The following is an 18,464-nucleotide window of genomic DNA, read 5'->3' on the forward strand; positions in this document are numbered from 1 at the left end:
GGCGTCCAGGAGGTAATCTTCCTTTGCAGGGTCACGTTCTGATGGAATCCAATCGAGACCGGCATACTGTCCAGCTACCGGGAAACTTCCGCCTTCAGTCGGCGTTCCATGGGCCCTGTGCCTGCTATGGTCAGGCTGATCCTGCGTCTGTTCCTGCACAAGACCAGGGCACGGATCAAGGTCAGATGATCCTTTTCTTGGATTAGCCTGCCAGAGGCCACGACTGGAATCAGCTGGACAGGCTCAACAAGGAGCGCTGGTCGACCGTTCTCATCTCCTCTCATCTCCAGTCACATGCTGAGCGAACTCTACCTGGTCTCCTCCCGGTTCGGATTCATCAGCCACGGTCGACTGATCAAGGAGGTAGACAAGGATGAACTGGATCGGATCAATCAAAATGGACTGTTGATAGACGTGGACCAGAGCTCCAGGGCCGCCATGCTCCTGGATCGCCAGGGAATCGGCCCCTTCCAAGTCCTTGACGACCATCATATTCTGATCAGGCAGAAGAAGGGATCGCGGGAGGATTATTTCGCGGATCTGCTCAACAAAGACTCTCAAGAGTCGAGGAGACAACAATGATTAACCAGATCAAGGCCGACTTTTACAGGCAGCGACGCTCCATCGGCATGCTGATTCTGCTCATTGCCACAGTGGCCCTCGGCATAGTGGCCACATGGCGCAAGACCACTATAGGAATCACCATCGGGGGCGAAGAATACGCTCATAAACTGTTGGCAATCGAACGCCAAGGCTGGACTGTCAGAACAGGCCTGCAAGCAGGTTCCGCCTCCGCCACGTCCCTGATCTACTTTTACATCGCGGTCTTCGTCATTGTCATTGGCGCGGAATACAGCCAGCACACTCTGAAGAACACGCTGACATCAGGCATCTCACGCATACAGTTCATCCTCGGCAAGTACATGACCATTCTGATTGACATCGTCCTCCTGACCCTGTGCTACTTCATCACCATCCTGATCACCGGACTGGCCCTAGGGAGAAATCCAGGAGCCAGCTGGGCCATCCTAGGCAATGATCTGGCCATCATGACCCTATCGGTCGGCTTCTGCATCTCCGTCATCATCAGCCTGGGCATTATCCTCTTGATCATTACCAAATCCCTGGTCATCCCAGCAGTAGTGATCGTGATATGGCCCATGCTGATCGGCATCGTGGAGTTCACTGCGAAATGGAAATGGCTGAAATACTTCGACTTCGTCGGGTTCGGCGAACAGATTGTCTTGAACACTCTGACGGCCGATCAGGTCTGGATCTATGCCGGAGTATCCGTGGGCGTGGTCCTGGTGGCTATCTTCGGGTCGGCTCTGATCATATCCAAGCAGGAAATCTAAGCCAGGTTAGACTGCACCTGGTCCGGCTCTTGATCGCTGACGGCCTGCACAGCCATATGGGCAAAGGCCCTGACGGAGGTATCCAGAGAGTAGTGTTCCTTGGCATGTTCGGCATAGCGTCTAGACCAGACTGCTAGGACATCAGGATGGTCTATCCACCAATCGATTTGCTCAGCCAGGGATCGGGCCCTGCCGACCGGGAAGAGCGAGTGCTGCGTCAGGGCGAAGTGTCCTGCGGCGCTCAGATCAGACTGGGCGATGATCGGGACTGCGCCGCAGGCCATCCCCTCCAGGACGCTGACGGATTCCAGATCCGCGATAGACGGGTGAACCAGCAGGTCGGTCTGCCTGAGCAGATCAGGCATGGTCGCGTTCTGATGGAATCCAATCGAAACCTGCATGCCGGCCAGCTGCCGGGCGGCTTCCGTTCTCAGCCGGCGCTCCATAGGACCTGCACCTGCTATGGTCAAGCGAATCCTGTATTTGTTCCTGCACAAGGCCAAGGCACGGATCAGGGTCAGATGATCCTTTTCCCGAGCCAGCCTGCCAGAGGCCACGACCTGGATCAACCGACCGGATCGCTGCCGCTCGTATCGGTCACCAGGGTTGAACCTGGGCTGGTATCCGTTGGATATGACGTGCAGATGGGCCTTGTACCCATGCGAGCGCAGCAGGTCGGCCGTCAGCTGAGTGGGAACGTGGATGTGCCCGACATGGTCGTAGAGCCAGAACCGAAAGAGCCGGTAGATGGCCGCATCCACCCCGGGCAGCCGGCGCAATGGGCCTGCGGAATAAGTGATGTTCTCAGGCTGAATATGAAACCCGGCGGTCACCGGTATGCCCATGGACCTGGCCTGTGACAGGGCGGCCCGGCCGAAGGCGAAGGGCTCATAAATATGGACCAGGTCAACACCGGTAAAAGCCCTTCGGAAAAGTTCCGGATCGGCACGAGCGAAGCTCATCTGCTGTCTGGCCGCCACACGAGAAACCAGAGGAATTCGATGCACTCGCGCCGGATACTCGGTCGAGCCCACCCCCACCAGGCGGACCCGGTGCCCCAGCGCTTCCAGACCCTGGGCGTATTGGATGGCGGAGTTGGAAGTCCCGTTGCCCCTGTTGCCAAAGGAGTCCAGAACAAGGGCCAGCGTCAGGCGACCACGATCCCTCATCAGCCTTCCCCCTGCTGTTCATCATTAGCAGCTTTGGGCCGGACCAAAAAGGGCGACGACCCGATTGCACCCACTATTAGTAGGAGAAGGCCGGGACGGCCGCCCCACGGTAGTAGCGGTTGATGGCATCAGCCACATATCGGCTGTGATAGGCGGAGACCAGGGCCTTGTATGCGGAGTCATTTCTGTCGGCCTGCCTGGCCACGATGATGTTGACATAGGGGTGATTAGCTGGCGATTTCAGATCACCGGGCACCTGGTAGATGGCATCCTGGATTTTCATGCCGGCATCAAGGATGAAATTGGTGTTGGTGATGCCGGCCGCATAGTCGGGCAGGACCTTGACGATTCCCGGTGGATCGACCTGGTCCAGGACCAGCCCACGCGGATTGTCGACGATGTCCTCTGGAACCGGCGTGGTGGCCTTGGGGTCCCGCAGACCGATCAGCCCGGCGCTGGCAAGCACCTTCAGGGATCGACCCAGATCGATGGGATCACTGGGTATGGCCAGACGCTCGCCATAGCCAATCTGGTCAACGCTCCTGTACTTCTTTGAGTAGAGGTTGAGGGGTGAGATGTAGGTGTCGCCGATGGCTGCGAACCGGTACCCGTGCTGCTTGGACTCCTGCTCCAGAAAGGCGTAGTGCTGGAAGGCATTCAGGTCGATCTCCCCGTTGGACAGCGCCTGATTGGCGTAGCGCCCATATTGGAAGGAGCGGAGCTTGATTTTTATGCCGGCCCGGCGCTGGTCCAACTCGTGCTGAACGGCCTTCCAAATCTCTTCATCGGCATCGCCCACCAGGCCGATGCTGATCTCCCGCTGGCCGCGTTCGGGCTGGTTGACCTTGACATAGGCCACGCCCATCAGGACGGCGACCACCAGGATGACGACCGAAACAGCCGCCAGCTCTCGCTTGGCCCTGGTTCTTCTGGTGCTCATATCCGTCCTCCTTCATTGATAGAACCTACCGCATCAGGAAACCTTGAAGGCCGGCAGGCAGGCGCCCTTGTAGACCCGAACGATGGTGTCGGCCACGGGCTTGGAATGATAGGCGCGTACCACTGCGGCGTAGGTGGGGTTGTCCCGCTGATCCTTGGTGGTGACGATGATGTTGATGTAAGGCTTATTTGCCGGGTTTTGCAGATCGTAGGGAACCTCGTGGATGGCATCATGCACGCTGCGACCTGCATCGACCACGAAGTTGGCGTTGGTGACCCCGCCCGCATAGTCGGGCAGCAGATTGAGGATGCCGGCCGGATCCACCTGCTCGATACTCAGATGCTTGGGATTGTCCACCACATCCTCGGGCAGCGGGTTGGTGGCCTTGGGGTCGCGTAGACCGATGAGTTTGGCATCGGCCAGGACCTTCAGGGCACGGCCCATGTTGGTGGCGTTGTTGGGGATGGCCACCCGGTCGCCGTCCTGGAACTGCGAGGGCTTGGCATAGCGCTGCGAGTAGAGGTTCATGGGCGAGATGTAGGTATTGCCAAGCACGGCCAGCTGGTAGTGGTTGGTCCTTACATCGTCCTCCAGGTAGGCATAGTGCTGGGCTGCGTTGAAATCCACCTCGCGGTTGGACGTGGCCTGGTTGACGTAGATGGCATCCTGGAAAGGCTTGAGCTCGATCCTGATGTGCTCACCCCGCCGATCCAGCTCTGCCTGGACGGCCTTCCAGATCTGATCGTCCGAACTGCCGATGACGCCGACCTTGACGACCTTGACATCGTCGCCCACCTGGTTCAGGCGGACATCGGTACCGACCACCAACGCCAGCAGGAGGACGATGACCAGGCTGAGCGCCGCCAGCTGGACCTTGGCTTTGTTCTTTTTGACGACCCGACTACGACCGACCACGATAATCTGACCTTTCCCGGGTTGCTCAGTGTTCGACGACCTCGGCCAGAAGCCGGCCGAACAGTTCGATCAGGGCGATGAAGATGACCAGCACAATGATGGTGGCGATGGTCACGTCATTCATGGACCGCTGGTAGCCCAGACGGATGGCGAAGTCACCCAGGCCGCCGCCGCCCACGATGCCTACGGTGGCGGTCTCGCCCACCAGGCTGACGATGGTGATGGTGGTCACCCGGATGATGGAGGGGATGCCCTCACGCAGGTAGACATGCCAGATGATCTGCCAGGTGGTCATGCCCATGGACTCTGCCGCCTCGACATACCCGGGATTTAGACCGGCAAGGGCCGACTCGATCTGTCGCGAGAAGAAAGGCGTAATGCCCACGACCAGCGGGAAGATTGCCCCCTTGGGGCCGATGGCCGTGCCCATGAGGATCCTGGTCACCGGCACCAGGGCCGCTGCCAGAATGATGAAGGGGATGGAGCGGAACAGGTCGATCAGCTTGTCCAGGATAGTGAATACCAGTCCGTTTCGACGGATGCCATCACGTCGGCTGATAATCAGCCCCACCCCAATGACCAGAGCGAACAGGAAGGAGATCACCCCTGAGACGCCGACCATGACCAGGGTCTGGACCATGCTGCTGAAGAACTCCGGCAACCGGCTCATAACGTTGGGGAACCAGGCGGTAAGCAGGGACGTCATGACTTGAGAACCTCGATTCCGATGTTGCGCGAGCACAGGTATTCCATGGCCTGAGTGATATTTTCCGGGTCGCCGCCCATCCTGACCACCAATCCTCCCAGGGGTGCCCCCTCCACCACATCGATGTCGCCGAAGATGATGTTGACATCCAGGTTGTAGCGACGGCTGATGGTGGAGACCAGAGCCTCGGAGACCTCCTTGGAGACATAGGACATGCGCATGAGAATCTGCCCGGGTTCCAAGGCCACTAAAGGCGAATCGGCTGCCATCAGATCCTTGACCTTGTCCAGGTTGGAGGTGGTGGCCACGAAGGACTTGGTCAGCTGGGCCTTGGGGTCTGCAAAGACATCAAAGACCCGGCCCTGCTCCACGATGACGCCCTGGTCGATGACTGCCACCCGGTTGCAGATCTGGCGGATGACCGACATCTCGTGGGTGATCATGACCACCGTGATGTCCAGCTGGTCGTGCAGATCACGGAGCAGCTGAAGAATGGAGCGCGTGGTGGTCGGATCCAGTGCGCTGGTGGCCTCGTCGCTGAGCAGGATATCCGGCTCGTTGGCCAAAGCTCGGGCGATGGCCACGCGCTGCTGCTGTCCGCCGGAGAGCTCGGCGGGATAGTGATCGGCCAGCTCAGTCAGTCCTACCAGTTTCAGAAGCTCGGAAACCCGGGCCCCTCGAGATGCGCGGTCACGGCCGCTCCCACGCAGAGGGAGGCCAACATTGTCGGCCACCGTCCTGGAGGGCATCAGGTTGAAGTGCTGGAAGATCATGCCGGTGCGACGTCTCAAGTCCCTCAGCTCGGCCGGAGCCAGATCCTTGACCTCGCGGCCACGGACCTTGACACTGCCCGAATCATAATCCTCCAGCCCGTTGATGCAGCGGACCAGTGTGGACTTGCCCGCCCCGCTCAGTCCAATGATGCCAAAAATATCCCCAGTCTCGACGGTCAGATCGATGTCGGCCAGTGCCGTCTTGTCTTCGTCGTCGTCGCTGTGATAGGTCTTGGTCAGGTGCTCCATCCGCACCGCCGGTGTCCGCTCGCTCACGTTCCCGCCTTCCCTGGTCGACTGCCTGACATGGTAATCGTCCCGACGGCCAGCGGACAAGAAGGCCTCTATAGATGTCGTTTATAGGCATGTATCCATAAACCGCATCATTGGTCTACGGGTGAGTGGCAGAATATGGCCATGAGCGCATCCGGTCAGCAGCGGATTATCAACACCATCAATCCAGAGGAGCGGCCGTTCGGCTCCCCTCTAGGGCCAAGACCCACACGAGTCCTTCTCCTGGGAGCTGGCGAACTCGGCCGCGAGATCGCCATCAGCCTGATGCGACTGGGGGCTTGGGTAGGTGCAGCAGACTCCTACCCTGGCGCACCCGCCACACAGGTGGCCCATGCCGGCTACCAGGTGAAGATGAGCGATCCGAAGGCTCTGGAGGACCTGATCGAACAGGTCCAGCCTGATCTGATCGTGCCCGAAGTGGAGGCCATCGCCACTGATCGCCTGGCCAGCGCCGCGGACCGAGGCATTCAGGTAGTGCCTGCAGCCCCTCTTGCGGCCATGTGCATGGACCGCAGAGCCCTGCGCGTCTTCGCCCACGAGCAGGTGGGCCTGCCTACCACTCCCTACCGTTTCGCCGACTCCCCCGAAGAGCTGGCCAGTGCGGCGGACCAGGTGGGTTACCCCTGCATGGTCAAACCCCTGATGAGCTCCTCCGGCCACGGGCAGACCCTGGTAAGAAGCAGCCGAGGATTGTCCCAAGCCTGGAATTCGGCACTGACCCAGGGCCGGGCAGCTACCAAGCACCAAGGCAAGGCCGAGGTCATCGTGGAGGCCCTGGCCCCCCTGGCCCATGAGCTGACCGTTCTGACTGTGGCCTCCTCTGCCGGAGTGGCCACTTGCATGCCTATCGGACAGCGTCAGGAGGACGGGGACTACAGGCTCTCCTGGCAACCGGCGGATCTGAATCCCGACATCCTGCAGCAGGCCCGGAACATGGCAACCCGGCTGGTTCAGGCCATGACATCCCTGGCCCGCCAGAGCGCCGAAACGGGTTGGGGAATCTACGGAGTCGAGATCTTCGTCCTGCGCGACGGCTCGCTGCTCTTCAACGAGGTGGCTCCGCGCCCGCATGACACTGGCATGGTGACTATGATCTCCCAGCGGCTCAGCGAGTTTGATCTTCACGCCAGAGCCATCCTGGGCATTCCCGTTCATCAGGAGGATCTGGCTCTGAATCTGCCGGAAGGCACATGTGCCGTCAGCCGACCCATCCTGGTCAAGGGGCAGGGGCCGGTCAGTTTCGAAGGCTTGCCGCAGGCCCTGGACCACCCTGGCACTGATTTGCGCATCTTCTCCAAGCCCGAAGCACATGGTCTACGACGCATGGGCGTGGCGCTGGCCTTGGGGCCGGACCTGCAGACTGCCACCGAGCGCGCTGATGCCGTGGCCAGCGATTTGAAACCCCGAGTAGGCGCGGGGATGTAACCTGCGCTTGCTATGGTGGTCGTGTCCCAAGCAGTGCAGAAGTTTCCAATTCGCAACAAACTCGAGGAAGGCGAACCGTGGAAAAGTTGGGAATGCGCTATCAAGGCAAGGCCAAGAAACTGTACGAGACGGATGATCCGGACATACTCTGGGTTGAGTACACTGACCAGGCCACCGCGGGGAACGGGGCCAAGAAGGCCAATATCGAAGGCAAGGCCAGACTGAACAACAGGATCACCACGGTGATATTCTCCTTGCTGGCCCGTCGGGGCATCCCCAGCCACTTCGTCCGCAGCATCTCCGACACCGAGCAGCTCAACCGCCGGCTGGACATGTTCCCCCTGGAGATCGTCATGCGCAACCGGGCTGCAGGCTCCTTTGCCCAACGGTACGGGGTGAAGGAAGGCACTGCCTTGAAACAGCCGGTGCTGGAGTTCTTCTACAAATCAGATCCCCTGGAAGATCCATTTATCAACCGGGACGACATTCTGGCCCTGGGACTGGCCACTGAGCAAGATCTGGACATCATCGCCGCAAAGACCCGGGAGATCAACGGGGCGCTGACCGGCATCTTCCGCGCCATCAACGTGGAGCTGGTGGACTTCAAGATCGAAATGGGCAAAACTGGATCGGGCATCATCCTTCTCGGCGACGAAATCACCCCCGACACCTGCCGGCTCTGGGCGATCGGCAATAATCATGACGGCCAGGTTACCCACCTGGACAAGGACATCTTCCGCAGGGACCTCGGCAGCATCATTCCGGCCTATCAGACCATTCTGGACGGACTGACCGAATTGGAGGAGCGCGAAAGCCAACCGAACAGCTGATCGGTCGACCCGGAAGCGAGCATATCGCCTCCGGGTTTTTCATTGGTCCCCAACCAGTCCATCGCGAAAGGATCCACTGTGCTCTTCCGTGTCTATACCGAGAAAAAGCGGGGCTTTGACCAGGCCGCCGACAGGCTTGCCGAACAGCTGCGCACCCTGCCGGGAGTACAAGGGCTCACCGGCCTGCGCATGATCAACCGCTACGATCTGGAAGGAATCGACGAAGACCTCTTCAAACGCTGCCTGCCCACGGTCTTCGCTCAGCCCCAGACTGATCTGGTGTCCACCCAACTGGAGCAGGCCCTGCGCATGAAAAGCGACGAAGACCTGCCGTCGCTGGACTCCCCCAGGCTCTTCGCCGTGGCTCCTCTGCCCGGTCAGTTTGATCAGCGAGCCGACTCCGCAGCCCAGTGCGTCCAGCTGGTCGGCCAAGGCGCCCGCCCCTTGGTGGCCACGGCAACCGTCTATCTGCTCCATGGCGACTTGGATGTCCAGCAAATCGAAACCATCCGCAATTACCTGGTCAATCCGGTCGATTCACGGATAGTGGGGCTGGAACAGCCTAAGACCCTGACCATGCCTGACGAGGATCCGGATCCAGTGCCTGTATTAAACGGTTTCCGCAATCTGGACGATCCTGAACTGGAAGCGCTGATCGGCAAGCTGGACCTGGCCATGGATCTGCCTGACGTCCGCTTCTGCCGAGACCACTACCGCCAGGAAAAGCGTGATCCCACCCTGACTGAGCTCAAGGTGATCGACACCTACTGGTCCGACCACTGTCGGCACACCACCTTCAACACCAGGCTGGAGAGAATCGAGGCGGACAACCCCCGAGCTCGCGCCACGCTGGAGCGTTACCGGGCAATCCGCGCTGAACTGGAACGCCAGGACCGCTCGGAATGCCTGATGGACATGGCCACCATTGGAGCCAAGTATCTGCAGAAGCGTGGCATTTTGAACGACCTGGACCAGTCCGAAGAGGTCAATGCCTGCACTATCCGGACCAAGGTCGACGTGGACGGCCAGGACCGCGACTGGCTCTTCCTCTTCAAAAATGAAACCCATAACCATCCGACAGAGATCGAGCCCTTCGGAGGCGCAGCCACCTGCATCGGCGGAGCCATCCGCGATCCCTTGTCCGGAAGGGGCTACGTCTACCAGGCCATGAGGGTCAGCGGTGCGGCAGATCCCCGTCAGCCACTGGATCAGACTCTGCCGGGCAAGCTGCCCCAGAGCCGGATCATCCGTCAGGCAGCCGATGGCTACTCCTCCTATGGCAACCAGATAGGGCTGGCCACCGGGCAGGTTCGTGAGATCTACCACCCCGGCTATGCGGCCAAGCGGATGGAGGTGGGTGCTGTGGTGGCCGCCACCCCGGCCGACCATGTGATCCGCCATCGGCCTGCACCCGGCGATCTGATCATCCTGGTGGGCGGGAGGACCGGCCGCGATGGAATCGGCGGCGCCACAGGAGCTTCCAAGTCCCAGGACGAACAGAGTCTGGAACGCTGCGGGGCCGAGGTGCAGAAGGGCGATGCCCCTGAGGAGCGCAAGCTCCAGCGCCTCTTCCGCCGACCAGAGGCAGCCAGGCTGATTGAGCGTTGCAACGATTTCGGAGCCGGCGGTGTGGCCGTGGCCGTGGGCGAGTTGGCGGACGGCCTGAAGGTGGACCTGGACCGGGTGCCACTCAAGTACCAGGGGCTGGACGGGACCGAAATCGCCATTTCCGAGAGCCAGGAACGCATGGCTGTGGCCCTGGCGGCCAAAGACGCACCCGCCTTCATCGAATATGCCCGTCAGGAGGACCTTGAGGCCACTGTCATCGCCAAGGTCACCGAAGAACCCCGACTGCGGATGATCTGGCGATCAGAAACCATCGTAGATATCCCCCGATCCTTCCTAGGCTCTAATGGCGCCCCTCATAAGGCCGATGCCCATGTAGCGGTTCCTGCTCCCTACCATGCTCCCTTCGAGGTCCAAGGCAGCTTGGACGCACGCATGAGGGCCCTGCTTACAGACATCAACGTCTGCTCCCAGCAGGGTCTGGCCGAGCAGTTCGACTCCACTATCGGCGCAGGCACCGTCCTCATGCCTTTCGGCGGAGCCCGACAGCTGACTCCGGCCCAGGCCATGGTCGCCAAGCTGCCGGTGGACGGACACACCACCACCGCCTCGGCCATGACTTGGGGATTCAACCCTTGGATAAGCAGTCGGGATCCATACGCCGGCGCCTACCTAGCCGTGGTCGAAAGTTTGGCCAAGCTGGTCGCCTCTGGTTTCAGCCGTTCCCGGGCCCATCTGAGTCTGCAGGAGTACTATCCAAAGCCCGGCGACGACCCCAGGCGCTGGGGTCTGCCTGTGGCCGGCGTCCTGGGCGCCCTCCAGGCTCAACTGGACCTGGCAGTGGGCGCCATAGGCGGCAAGGACTCCATGTCCGGCAGTTTCGAGGACCTGGACGTGCCGCCCACCCTGATCAGCTTCGCCGTGTCCCTGGGGCAAGTCAAGGATGCGGTCTCCCCTGAGTTCAAGGCCGCGGGCCGTCGGATCTATCTCTTGGCACCTGAATACCAGAAGGAAGGATTGCTGCCCGATCCGCAGAGTCTGCGAACAGTCATGGACCAGGCGGAGACGCTGATCAGCCAGGGCCTGGTGGATGCTGTAGCCACTCCGGGCTACGGATGCATCGCCCAGTCCCTGATGGAGATGTGCCTGGGCAACAGGATCGGACTGGATCTGGCGTCAGACACCGTTATATCGGCGCTCTTCCGCCCAGCCTATGGAAGCTTCATTCTGGAGACCTCAGGTCCAGAGCCCCTATTCATTCAGGATTCCAGCCTGCATTTGCGTCTCCTGGGACACACCAGCCAGAATTACCGTCTGCGCTGCGGCGGCGAGGATCTGGACCTGGCAGAGCTTGAGGAAATCCGTGCCAAGGGTCTGGAAGGCATCTTCCCATACCGAGGCCAAGGCGACCCGGTGCCGACTATCGGTCGCACCGACCGTGAGTCCGGCAGGCCTGCAGCGCACAGAACCAAGGGGGCTTTCCATACCGCCCGACCGAAGGTGGTCATGCCCGTCTTCCCCGGCACCAACTGCGAGTTCGACTCCACACGAGCCTTCCATGACGCTGGAGCTCAGGTGGATACCGTGGTCATCCGCAACTTGAATGCCGACGACGTGACCGAGAGCTCCCGCCGCCTGGCCCAGGCCATCCGCAACAGCCAAATACTCATGCTGCCCGGCGGCTTCTCCGGCGGCGATGAGCCCGACGGTTCGGCCAAACTAGTGGCATCCTTCCTGCGCTCGAACCAGGTCGCGGATGCCCTCCAGGAGCTTTTGCAGGACCGGGACGGGCTGATTCTGGGCGTCTGCAACGGCTTCCAGGCTCTGATCAAACTGGGCCTGGTTCCCTACGGCAAAATCGTCACGGGCTCGTCCGAGGACCCCACTCTGGCCGTCAACGCCATCGGCCGTCATCAGAGCCGTCTGGTCCACACGCGGATCAGCTCTACTCGCTCACCCTGGCTGAGTACCTGCCGGGTGGGTGATATCCATACCATGCCCATCAGCCACGGCGAAGGACGGTTCGTGGCCAAGCCCAGCCTCCTGCGCACCCTGATCGAGCGAGGGCAGGTGGCAGCCCAGTATGTAGACGAACAGGGCCGCCCCTCCATGGATCCGTTGGTCAACCCCAATGGATCAGCCATGGCTGTCGAAGCCATCACCAGCCCGGACGGCCGAGTGCTGGGCAAGATGGGGCACACGGAACGCAGCGGTCCCGACCTGTATCTGAATGTGCCGACAGGCCCCCTGCAGCCGCTCTTCCAGTCGGGAGTGGACTACTTTGCCGCCTAGAGGAAAGGACATCGACCATGTCGTTGGAGCTTGAGGGCATCCACGAGGAGTGCGGGATCTTCGGGGTCTGGGGCCACCCCGACGCCGCCCGGCTGACCTACTTCGGTCTGCACGCCTTGCAGCACCGCGGCCAGGAGGGCGCCGGCATCGTTTCCAACGACCAGGGGCACCTGATCGGAAGGCGGGGCCTGGGCCTTCTGACTCAGGTCTTCCCGGACGAGTCCAGCCTGGCGCCGCTGACCGGCGACCGAGCCATTGGCCATGTACGCTATGCCACCACCGGTTCAGGATCCATCGAAAACATTCAGCCCTTCGTCTTTCGCTTCCATGACGGAGACATAGCCTTGGCGCACAACGGCAATCTGACCAACTGCAACAGTCTCAAGGCGCAGCTGGAGGATCAGGGAGCCATCTTCCACTCCAACTCCGACACCGAGGTGCTCATGCACCTGATCCGCCGCAGTCCTGAACGGGACTTCATGGCGGCGCTCAAGCAGGCCTTGCGCCAGGTCCATGGCGGCTTCGCATACCTGCTCATGACCGAGAACGCTATGATCGGAGCCCTGGATCCCAATGGCTTCCGTCCCCTCTCCCTGGGTCAGCTGCCCGGAGGGGCCTACGTCCTGGCCTCCGAAACCTGCGCACTGGACCTGGTCGGCGCAACGTTGGTAAGGGATATCGGCCCTGGCGAAATCGTCCGCGTGGACGACTCGGGCTACAGCATCGAGCGCTATACCGATCACACCTGCCTATCCATCTGCTCCATGGAGTTCATCTACTTCGCCAGACCCGACTCGAATATTTATGGGATCAATGTCCACTCGGCCCGCAAACGGATGGGGGCCAGGCTGGCCCATGAGGCCCCGGTGGACGCAGACATGGTCATCGGCGTACCCAACTCCTCCTTGTCCGCAGCCTCAGGCTATGCCGAAGCGGCAGGGCTGCCCAACGAGATGGGGCTGATCAAGAACCAATACGTGGCACGCACCTTCATCCAGCCAAGCCAGGCCATGCGCGAACAGGGTGTCAGAATGAAACTGGCTGCTGTGCGCGGAGTCGTGGCGGGCAAACGGGTTGTGGTGATCGACGACTCCATCGTCCGAGGCACTACCTCGCGCAGAATCGTCCATCTGCTTCGTGAAGCCGGGGCGAGCGAGGTGCACATGCGAATCGCGTCCCCGCCCCTGCGTTATCCCTGCTATTACGGCATCGACATTCAACGGACCTCTGAACTGATCGCTGCCAAAAAGTCTGTAGAGCAGATCAGAGAAACCATTGAGGCCGATACCCTGGCCTACCTGAGTCTGGACGGTCTGGTGGATTCCATCGGCCTAGGCCGGGAAGCGCCATACCAGGGACTTTGCGTGGCCTACTTCAACGGAGACTACCCCACGCGGCTTGACGACTACGAGCAGGGCTTCCTGGCCTCGCTGACCCAAGAGGACCGGGCCCGGCTGGAAGCCTCCAAGGGATCCTATGGGCTTGACATGCCTGCAGGGGCGGGGCAGAAGAACAGACCTATGAGGACTAGCGAAGAGCTGGACAGACAGAGCAGAGAAAGGGGCATCCATGCCGAAGGCATATGAACAGGCTGGAGTATCGGTGGAGGCCGGATACGAACTGATCGACAGGATCCGCTCCCACACGGCCAGAACCCGAAGGCCGGGCGCCGGTGACATCGGCGGCTTCGGCGGCGACTTTGATCTGTCTGAGCTCAATTACCGACAACCGGTCCTGGTCTCAGGCACCGATGGCGTGGGCACCAAGCTGATGGTGGCACAGGAAGCTGGTCGCCATGACACCATAGGCCAGGACTGCGTGGCCATGTGCGTCAATGACATCATCGCCCAGGGGGCCGAGCCGCTGATCTTTCTGGACTACATTGCCTGCGGACACAACGATCCGGCTCTGCTGGAGCAGGTGGTCAAGGGCGTGGCCGACGGCTGCGTCCTGGCCGGGGCTGCCCTGGTAGGCGGGGAGACCGCCGAGATGCCCGACATGTACCAGCCCGACGAATACGATCTGGCTGGATTCACCGTGGGTGTGGTCGAACGTAAGTCCCTGGTGGACGGATCTGCAATCAGCGAGGGCGACCAGCTGATCGGCCTGCCTTCCTCGGGCGTCCACTCCAACGGCTTCTCCCTGATTCGCCAGGTCCTGCTGGATCAGGGAGGCATGAAGCTGGAGGATAGGCCCTACCAGCTTGGGGGGCGAACCCTGGGAGAGGAGCTGCTGACCCCCACCCGAATCTACGTCAAGGCCCTGCGCCCGCTCTTTGCCTCTGGCCTGCTCAGGGGCGCGGCACACATCACTGGCGGCGGCTTCGTGGAGAAAGTGCCCCGGATCCTTCCAGAGGGACTGGCCGCCAGCTTCGACCTCGATGCCTGGAAGGTGCCGCCCATCTTCGCCATGATCGAAGAAATGGGCGCAGTCAACCATCTGGAGATGTACAACATCTTCAACATGGGCATTGGGATGGTTCTGGTGGTTTCCTCTGACCAGCTGGACCAGGCTCGCGCAGTCCTTGATGAGGAGCAGGAGCCCTACGCCCTGATCGGGCGGGTAATACGTGCTCAAAACGGCCAGCAGGTCATCCTTAATGAAAATGGCCGTCAATAATATAGCGAGAGGAGCCCATCATGGCAGACAAGGTACTGGTCATCGGGTCGGGAGCCAGGGAGCATGTTATCGCCACCACTCTGCTGTCCGGTCCAGGAGTAGATCGGGTCTGGTGCGCCCCGGGCAACCCCGGCATGGAACCGGACGGCATCAGCCTGCTGCAATTGGATTCCTCGCAGCCTGAAAAACTGATCGCTGCAATACGCGAGCTGAGGATCGACTGGGTCTTCGTCGGACCAGAGGCTCCTTTGACGGCAGGATTGATCGACGACCTGCAGGCGGCCGGCATCCTCGCCTTTGGACCCACTAAGGCCGCGGCCCGCATTGAGGGATCCAAGGGCTTTGCCAAGGACCTTATGCGCAGGCATGGTATTCCTACCGCCGACTATGCGGTCTTCCATGACCTGGAAACAGCCAAGGCCTATGTGCGTTCGCACGGCGCACCCTTGGTCATCAAGGCTGACGGACTGGCTGCAGGCAAGGGAGTGACCGTGGCCGACGACCTTGACCAGGCCATGCAGGCTTTGGATGCCATCTTCATTGGTCATAAGTTCGGACAGGCCGGCGCCCAGGTTGTCATCGAGGATCGGCTGATGGGCCAGGAGTGCTCGCTCATGTGCTTTGTTCGAGGCGAGCAGTTCTGGCCCATGCCCCTTTCGCAGGACCACAAGCCCACCTATGACGGGGATCGGGGTCCAAACACCGGCGGCATGGGTGCCTACTGCCCTCTGCCTCAGTTCGGACCGGAACTGACCAAAAAGGCTCTGGATACCATCGTTGCACCCATCGTCCGTGCCTTGGCCCAGGAAGGCTGCCCCTTCACCGGGGTCCTGTACACGGGGCTGATGGTCACTGACCAAGGCCCTCAGGTCATCGAGTTCAATGCGCGACTGGGGGACCCGGAGACCGAAGTGGTGCTGCCTGCACTGACCAGCGACTTGGGCACAGCCATCCGCACGCTGATGGAGGGCGGAGATCCGCAATTCACCTGGGACGACTCCCATAGCCGTCTGGGTGTGGTCCTTGCAGCCCAGGGCTATCCCGGCAATCCCAAGACCGGTGTACCCGTACCGCTGATCGCCCCGGAGCCGGACCTCAGAGCCTACTACGCCGGAGTGTCAGGCTCGGCATCAACTGGTCTGACATCCTCCTCAGGAAGGACCGCCCTGGTGGTTGCCCAAGGTGACAACCTGGCCCAGGCAGCCCGTCGAGTCTATGACCGGCTGAACGGATTGTCGATGCCAGGCCTCTTCTATCGGCACGACATCGGCCACCGCGGCCTGGAAGCCTAGTTGGCCGAGCTGGCCGAGCTCTCCCTGTCCTTGTCCTGGTTCTGCTCTTCCTGACGGGCCTGCTCCTTAGCCTGCTCCTTGGCCTGGCGCTCCATCTCAGCCTTCTGACGGGCGGCATCCGAGCGGCGGGTGGGAGTGGCAGTGAAGCCGGTCCCCTGCAGGTAGTGCTTGCCGGCCATGATGTCGTACTGAATCAGCTTGTAATCGTTCAGAAGCTGACGGGTGGCTCGGTCGAAGTCACGGGCATCCATGGGCCGGCCCTGGGCATCCAGATAGTTGGTCTGCCCTGCCGGGATCCTGTTCCAGTCCTGGATCTGGTTGGCAACCGGGGGCTCGATAGCGCTGATCTTATCGTGCAGCTGGGTCAGGAAGGCCGTGAAAGGCGAGACCTTGGCATCCATGTGCTCGGCCGCCTGGGCCTGGAAGAAGTTGGGCGAGGAATAGGCACTGTTGCTTACCTGTGCTCCCGAGGCATCCGAGGCTTTGTTGGACCAGATGAAGTAATCGGTCAGATGCAGGGCCAGGGAGTTGCGCTCATCCCAGCTTGCCGTTCCATAGATGCCAGGCAGGTGATCGCCGTAGAAGACCACAGTGACCGGCTTGCTCTGCGCATCCAGGCTCTTCACAAAGTCTGCAGTGGCCTGATCGGTCAGACTGACACCCTTGGCATAGGTGCGGATGGATTGCACCTCATCATCGCCCAAGGGCATGTTGGGATCGGAGGAGTTGACCGAGAAGTTGTTATCGTCATACCAGTCGTTGTAGGGCATGTGGTTCTGCATGGTGATGACTTCGACGAACTGGTTGCCCTTGTCGTCGCCCATCTGCTCCAGGGCGGAGTCGTAGGCGGAGCGATCACCCACATACTGGCTGCGATCGATGCGGTCCTGGTGGGCTATCTGGTCAGGGCCTGTAAGTGAATAGAAGTGCGAGAAGCCGAACTTCTTATAGTTCTCAGCCCTGGAATACATGGAGGACTCGTAGGGGTGAAAGGCCAGTGATCTGGATGGCGCTCCCCAGGCCTGATTGACCGTGGGTATCCAGCTCAAGTGAGGAATGACCTGCTGATACGGAGAGGTCAGCGAAGGGTCGAAGTTGGCCATGGACAGGCCGGTCATGGCCTGGAACTCCAGGTTGGCCGTGCCCCCGCCATAGCCGGAGGAGAGCATGAGTCCGCTGGTGGTGCCCTGCTTGATGGATCTGATATGAGGCATGGGGTCCTGGTTGAGCGCAACGCCCGGCACGCGTGTGGGATCCGAGAATGACTCGGAGAGAACGTAGACCAGGGTCGACTCGTTCATATAGGACTTGCGGTCACGGTTGATGCTGTCCGCCGATAGCTGGTAGCGATGGGCCAGAGACTGCATAGTGGCACGGCTGTAGCCTGCGGGCTGGTCCATGACCTTGGGCCGCAGCTGCCGGGAGAAGGACACGAAGACCCCGTTGCGCTGGGCATCATAAACCGAGTCCCACATGGAGGGCTTGTCCCCCATGAACTGTGAGAAGCGGTAGGCGGGACTGCCGTAGGTGCCCACGGTGGACATGAACAGCGCCACCACCAGAACCGGGACCAGGACCCCCACCGTACGCAGCCCGGCGCCCAGCGGCTTGTTGCCAGTGGCCACCGGGCGGCCGCGACGGGCATCCATCCGTGTCACCACCCAGCAGAGCACTCCGAGAACGATCAGAGCCACGACTCCTAGCCCGATCATGAGCAGAGACCTGGCCGGCAGGAAGGAGACCAGGTTGGCCGCATCGGCATGGAGGAAATCCAGATCGGAGGGCAGGATGGCCTCGTAGCGGGCACGTACCTTGAAACGTTCGATGACCGCAATGACCGCACAGATGGCCAGGATCAGGCCCGATGCCGCCCAGAAGCGATTGGTCAAGCAGGCCAGAGCCAGGTAGACCAGGCCCACAGCCAGCATATTGAGCACCAGAACGAACCGACGCTGGGTCCACATGGCCGAGATGAAGCCCCAGAAGCCGATTAGCGGGTTGGACAGTTCTACACGGGAGCTGTTCAGGGAGACTCCCCACTGCAGGATGCCCACTGACAGGAAGTCAATCAGGATGAAGGCGAGCAGATAGACCCATCCACGCACCCGAAGACGTCCGGTCATGTTCTGCATCCAGGATGTCCACCGGCCGGGCTGACGCTTACGATCCTTCACCGCTTACTCCTGACTTTGGCGACTGAGCCCCACGGGCCTTTACCGATACCTGTGCCATTGTTCCCATTAAGGACGACAAGCTCCATGAAAACACCTCTTAGCGAACATGAAGCG

14 protein-coding genes are annotated in these 18,464 nt (G+C 60.9%); 8 read left to right on the forward strand and 6 right to left on the reverse strand.

Translation table 11 applies throughout. The annotated features are described in order from the left end of the window. The first annotated feature begins 294 nt into the window (after window positions 1-294). On the forward strand, window positions 295-582 hold the full coding sequence (locus ACUIAD_RS08070; RefSeq protein ID WP_445343269.1) for a hypothetical protein: 288 nt from the start codon (window positions 295-297) through the stop codon (window positions 580-582). Continuing rightward, window positions 579-1,355, forward strand: coding sequence for an ABC transporter permease (locus tag ACUIAD_RS08075; protein WP_445343270.1), 777 nt, complete (start codon window positions 579-581; stop codon window positions 1,353-1,355). Before ACUIAD_RS08070 ends, ACUIAD_RS08075 begins: the two co-directional genes overlap by 4 nt. Here the strand turns inward: ACUIAD_RS08075 and ACUIAD_RS08080 are convergent. The 5 genes from ACUIAD_RS08080 to ACUIAD_RS08100 all read right to left on the reverse strand — a co-directional run bounded on the left by ACUIAD_RS08080 (window position 1,352) and on the right by ACUIAD_RS08100 (window position 6,134). Continuing rightward, complete coding sequence (locus ACUIAD_RS08080; protein WP_445343271.1) at window positions 1,352-2,524, reverse strand: glycosyltransferase; 1,173 nt, start codon at window positions 2,522-2,524, stop codon at window positions 1,352-1,354. The two genes, ACUIAD_RS08075 and ACUIAD_RS08080, sit on opposite strands and share 4 nt — an antisense overlap. A gap of 76 nt (window positions 2,525-2,600) precedes the next feature. After that, on the reverse strand, window positions 2,601-3,464 hold the full coding sequence (locus ACUIAD_RS08085) for a MetQ/NlpA family ABC transporter substrate-binding protein (protein WP_024626619.1): 864 nt from the start codon (window positions 3,462-3,464) through the stop codon (window positions 2,601-2,603). 33 nt (window positions 3,465-3,497) lie between these two features. Further along, a complete protein-coding gene (locus tag ACUIAD_RS08090; RefSeq protein ID WP_445343272.1) occupies window positions 3,498-4,379 on the reverse strand; it encodes a MetQ/NlpA family ABC transporter substrate-binding protein in 882 nt (293 codons plus the stop codon). A gap of 25 nt (window positions 4,380-4,404) precedes the next feature. Then, a complete protein-coding gene (locus ACUIAD_RS08095) occupies window positions 4,405-5,085 on the reverse strand; it encodes a methionine ABC transporter permease (RefSeq protein WP_445343273.1) in 681 nt (226 codons plus the stop codon). After that, the gene (locus ACUIAD_RS08100; RefSeq protein ID WP_445343274.1) at window positions 5,082-6,134 is read right to left on the reverse strand and encodes a methionine ABC transporter ATP-binding protein; all 1,053 of its coding nucleotides are present in this window, start codon (window positions 6,132-6,134) and stop codon (window positions 5,082-5,084) included. Before ACUIAD_RS08100 ends, ACUIAD_RS08095 begins: the two co-directional genes overlap by 4 nt. Window positions 6,135-6,269: 135 nt before the next feature. Between ACUIAD_RS08100 and purT the strand changes: the two genes are divergently transcribed. The 6 genes from purT (at window position 6,270) to purD (ending at window position 16,176) form a co-directional block, all read left to right on the forward strand. Further along, the gene (purT, locus tag ACUIAD_RS08105; RefSeq protein WP_110452410.1) at window positions 6,270-7,577 is read left to right on the forward strand and encodes a formate-dependent phosphoribosylglycinamide formyltransferase; all 1,308 of its coding nucleotides are present in this window, start codon (window positions 6,270-6,272) and stop codon (window positions 7,575-7,577) included. A 77-nt stretch (window positions 7,578-7,654) separates the two neighbouring features. Next, complete coding sequence (purC, locus tag ACUIAD_RS08110; protein WP_110452411.1) at window positions 7,655-8,407, forward strand: phosphoribosylaminoimidazolesuccinocarboxamide synthase; 753 nt, start codon at window positions 7,655-7,657, stop codon at window positions 8,405-8,407. A 78-nt stretch (window positions 8,408-8,485) separates the two neighbouring features. Then, window positions 8,486-12,265 (forward strand): phosphoribosylformylglycinamidine synthase, encoded by a 3,780-nt coding sequence (locus ACUIAD_RS08115; protein ID WP_445343275.1) that lies wholly within the window; start codon window positions 8,486-8,488, stop codon window positions 12,263-12,265. 17 nt (window positions 12,266-12,282) lie between these two features. Continuing rightward, window positions 12,283-13,851: an amidophosphoribosyltransferase gene (purF, locus tag ACUIAD_RS08120; protein WP_258333168.1), complete on the forward strand. Its 1,569-nt coding sequence runs from the start codon at window positions 12,283-12,285 to the stop codon at window positions 13,849-13,851. Further along, a complete protein-coding gene (gene purM / locus ACUIAD_RS08125) occupies window positions 13,835-14,884 on the forward strand; it encodes a phosphoribosylformylglycinamidine cyclo-ligase (protein WP_110452413.1) in 1,050 nt (349 codons plus the stop codon). The genes purF and purM overlap by 17 nt, the downstream gene beginning before the upstream one ends. A 20-nt stretch (window positions 14,885-14,904) precedes the next feature. Beyond that, window positions 14,905-16,176: a phosphoribosylamine--glycine ligase gene (gene purD, locus ACUIAD_RS08130; RefSeq protein WP_445343276.1), complete on the forward strand. Its 1,272-nt coding sequence runs from the start codon at window positions 14,905-14,907 to the stop codon at window positions 16,174-16,176. Here purD and ACUIAD_RS08135 read toward each other — a convergent pair. Then, window positions 16,173-18,308, reverse strand: coding sequence for an LTA synthase family protein (locus tag ACUIAD_RS08135; RefSeq protein WP_445343832.1), 2,136 nt, complete (start codon window positions 18,306-18,308; stop codon window positions 16,173-16,175). The genes purD and ACUIAD_RS08135 overlap by 4 nt on opposite strands. Window positions 18,309-18,464: the final 156 nt, after the last annotated feature.

Source organism: Bifidobacterium sp. ESL0819 (assembly GCF_052606245.1).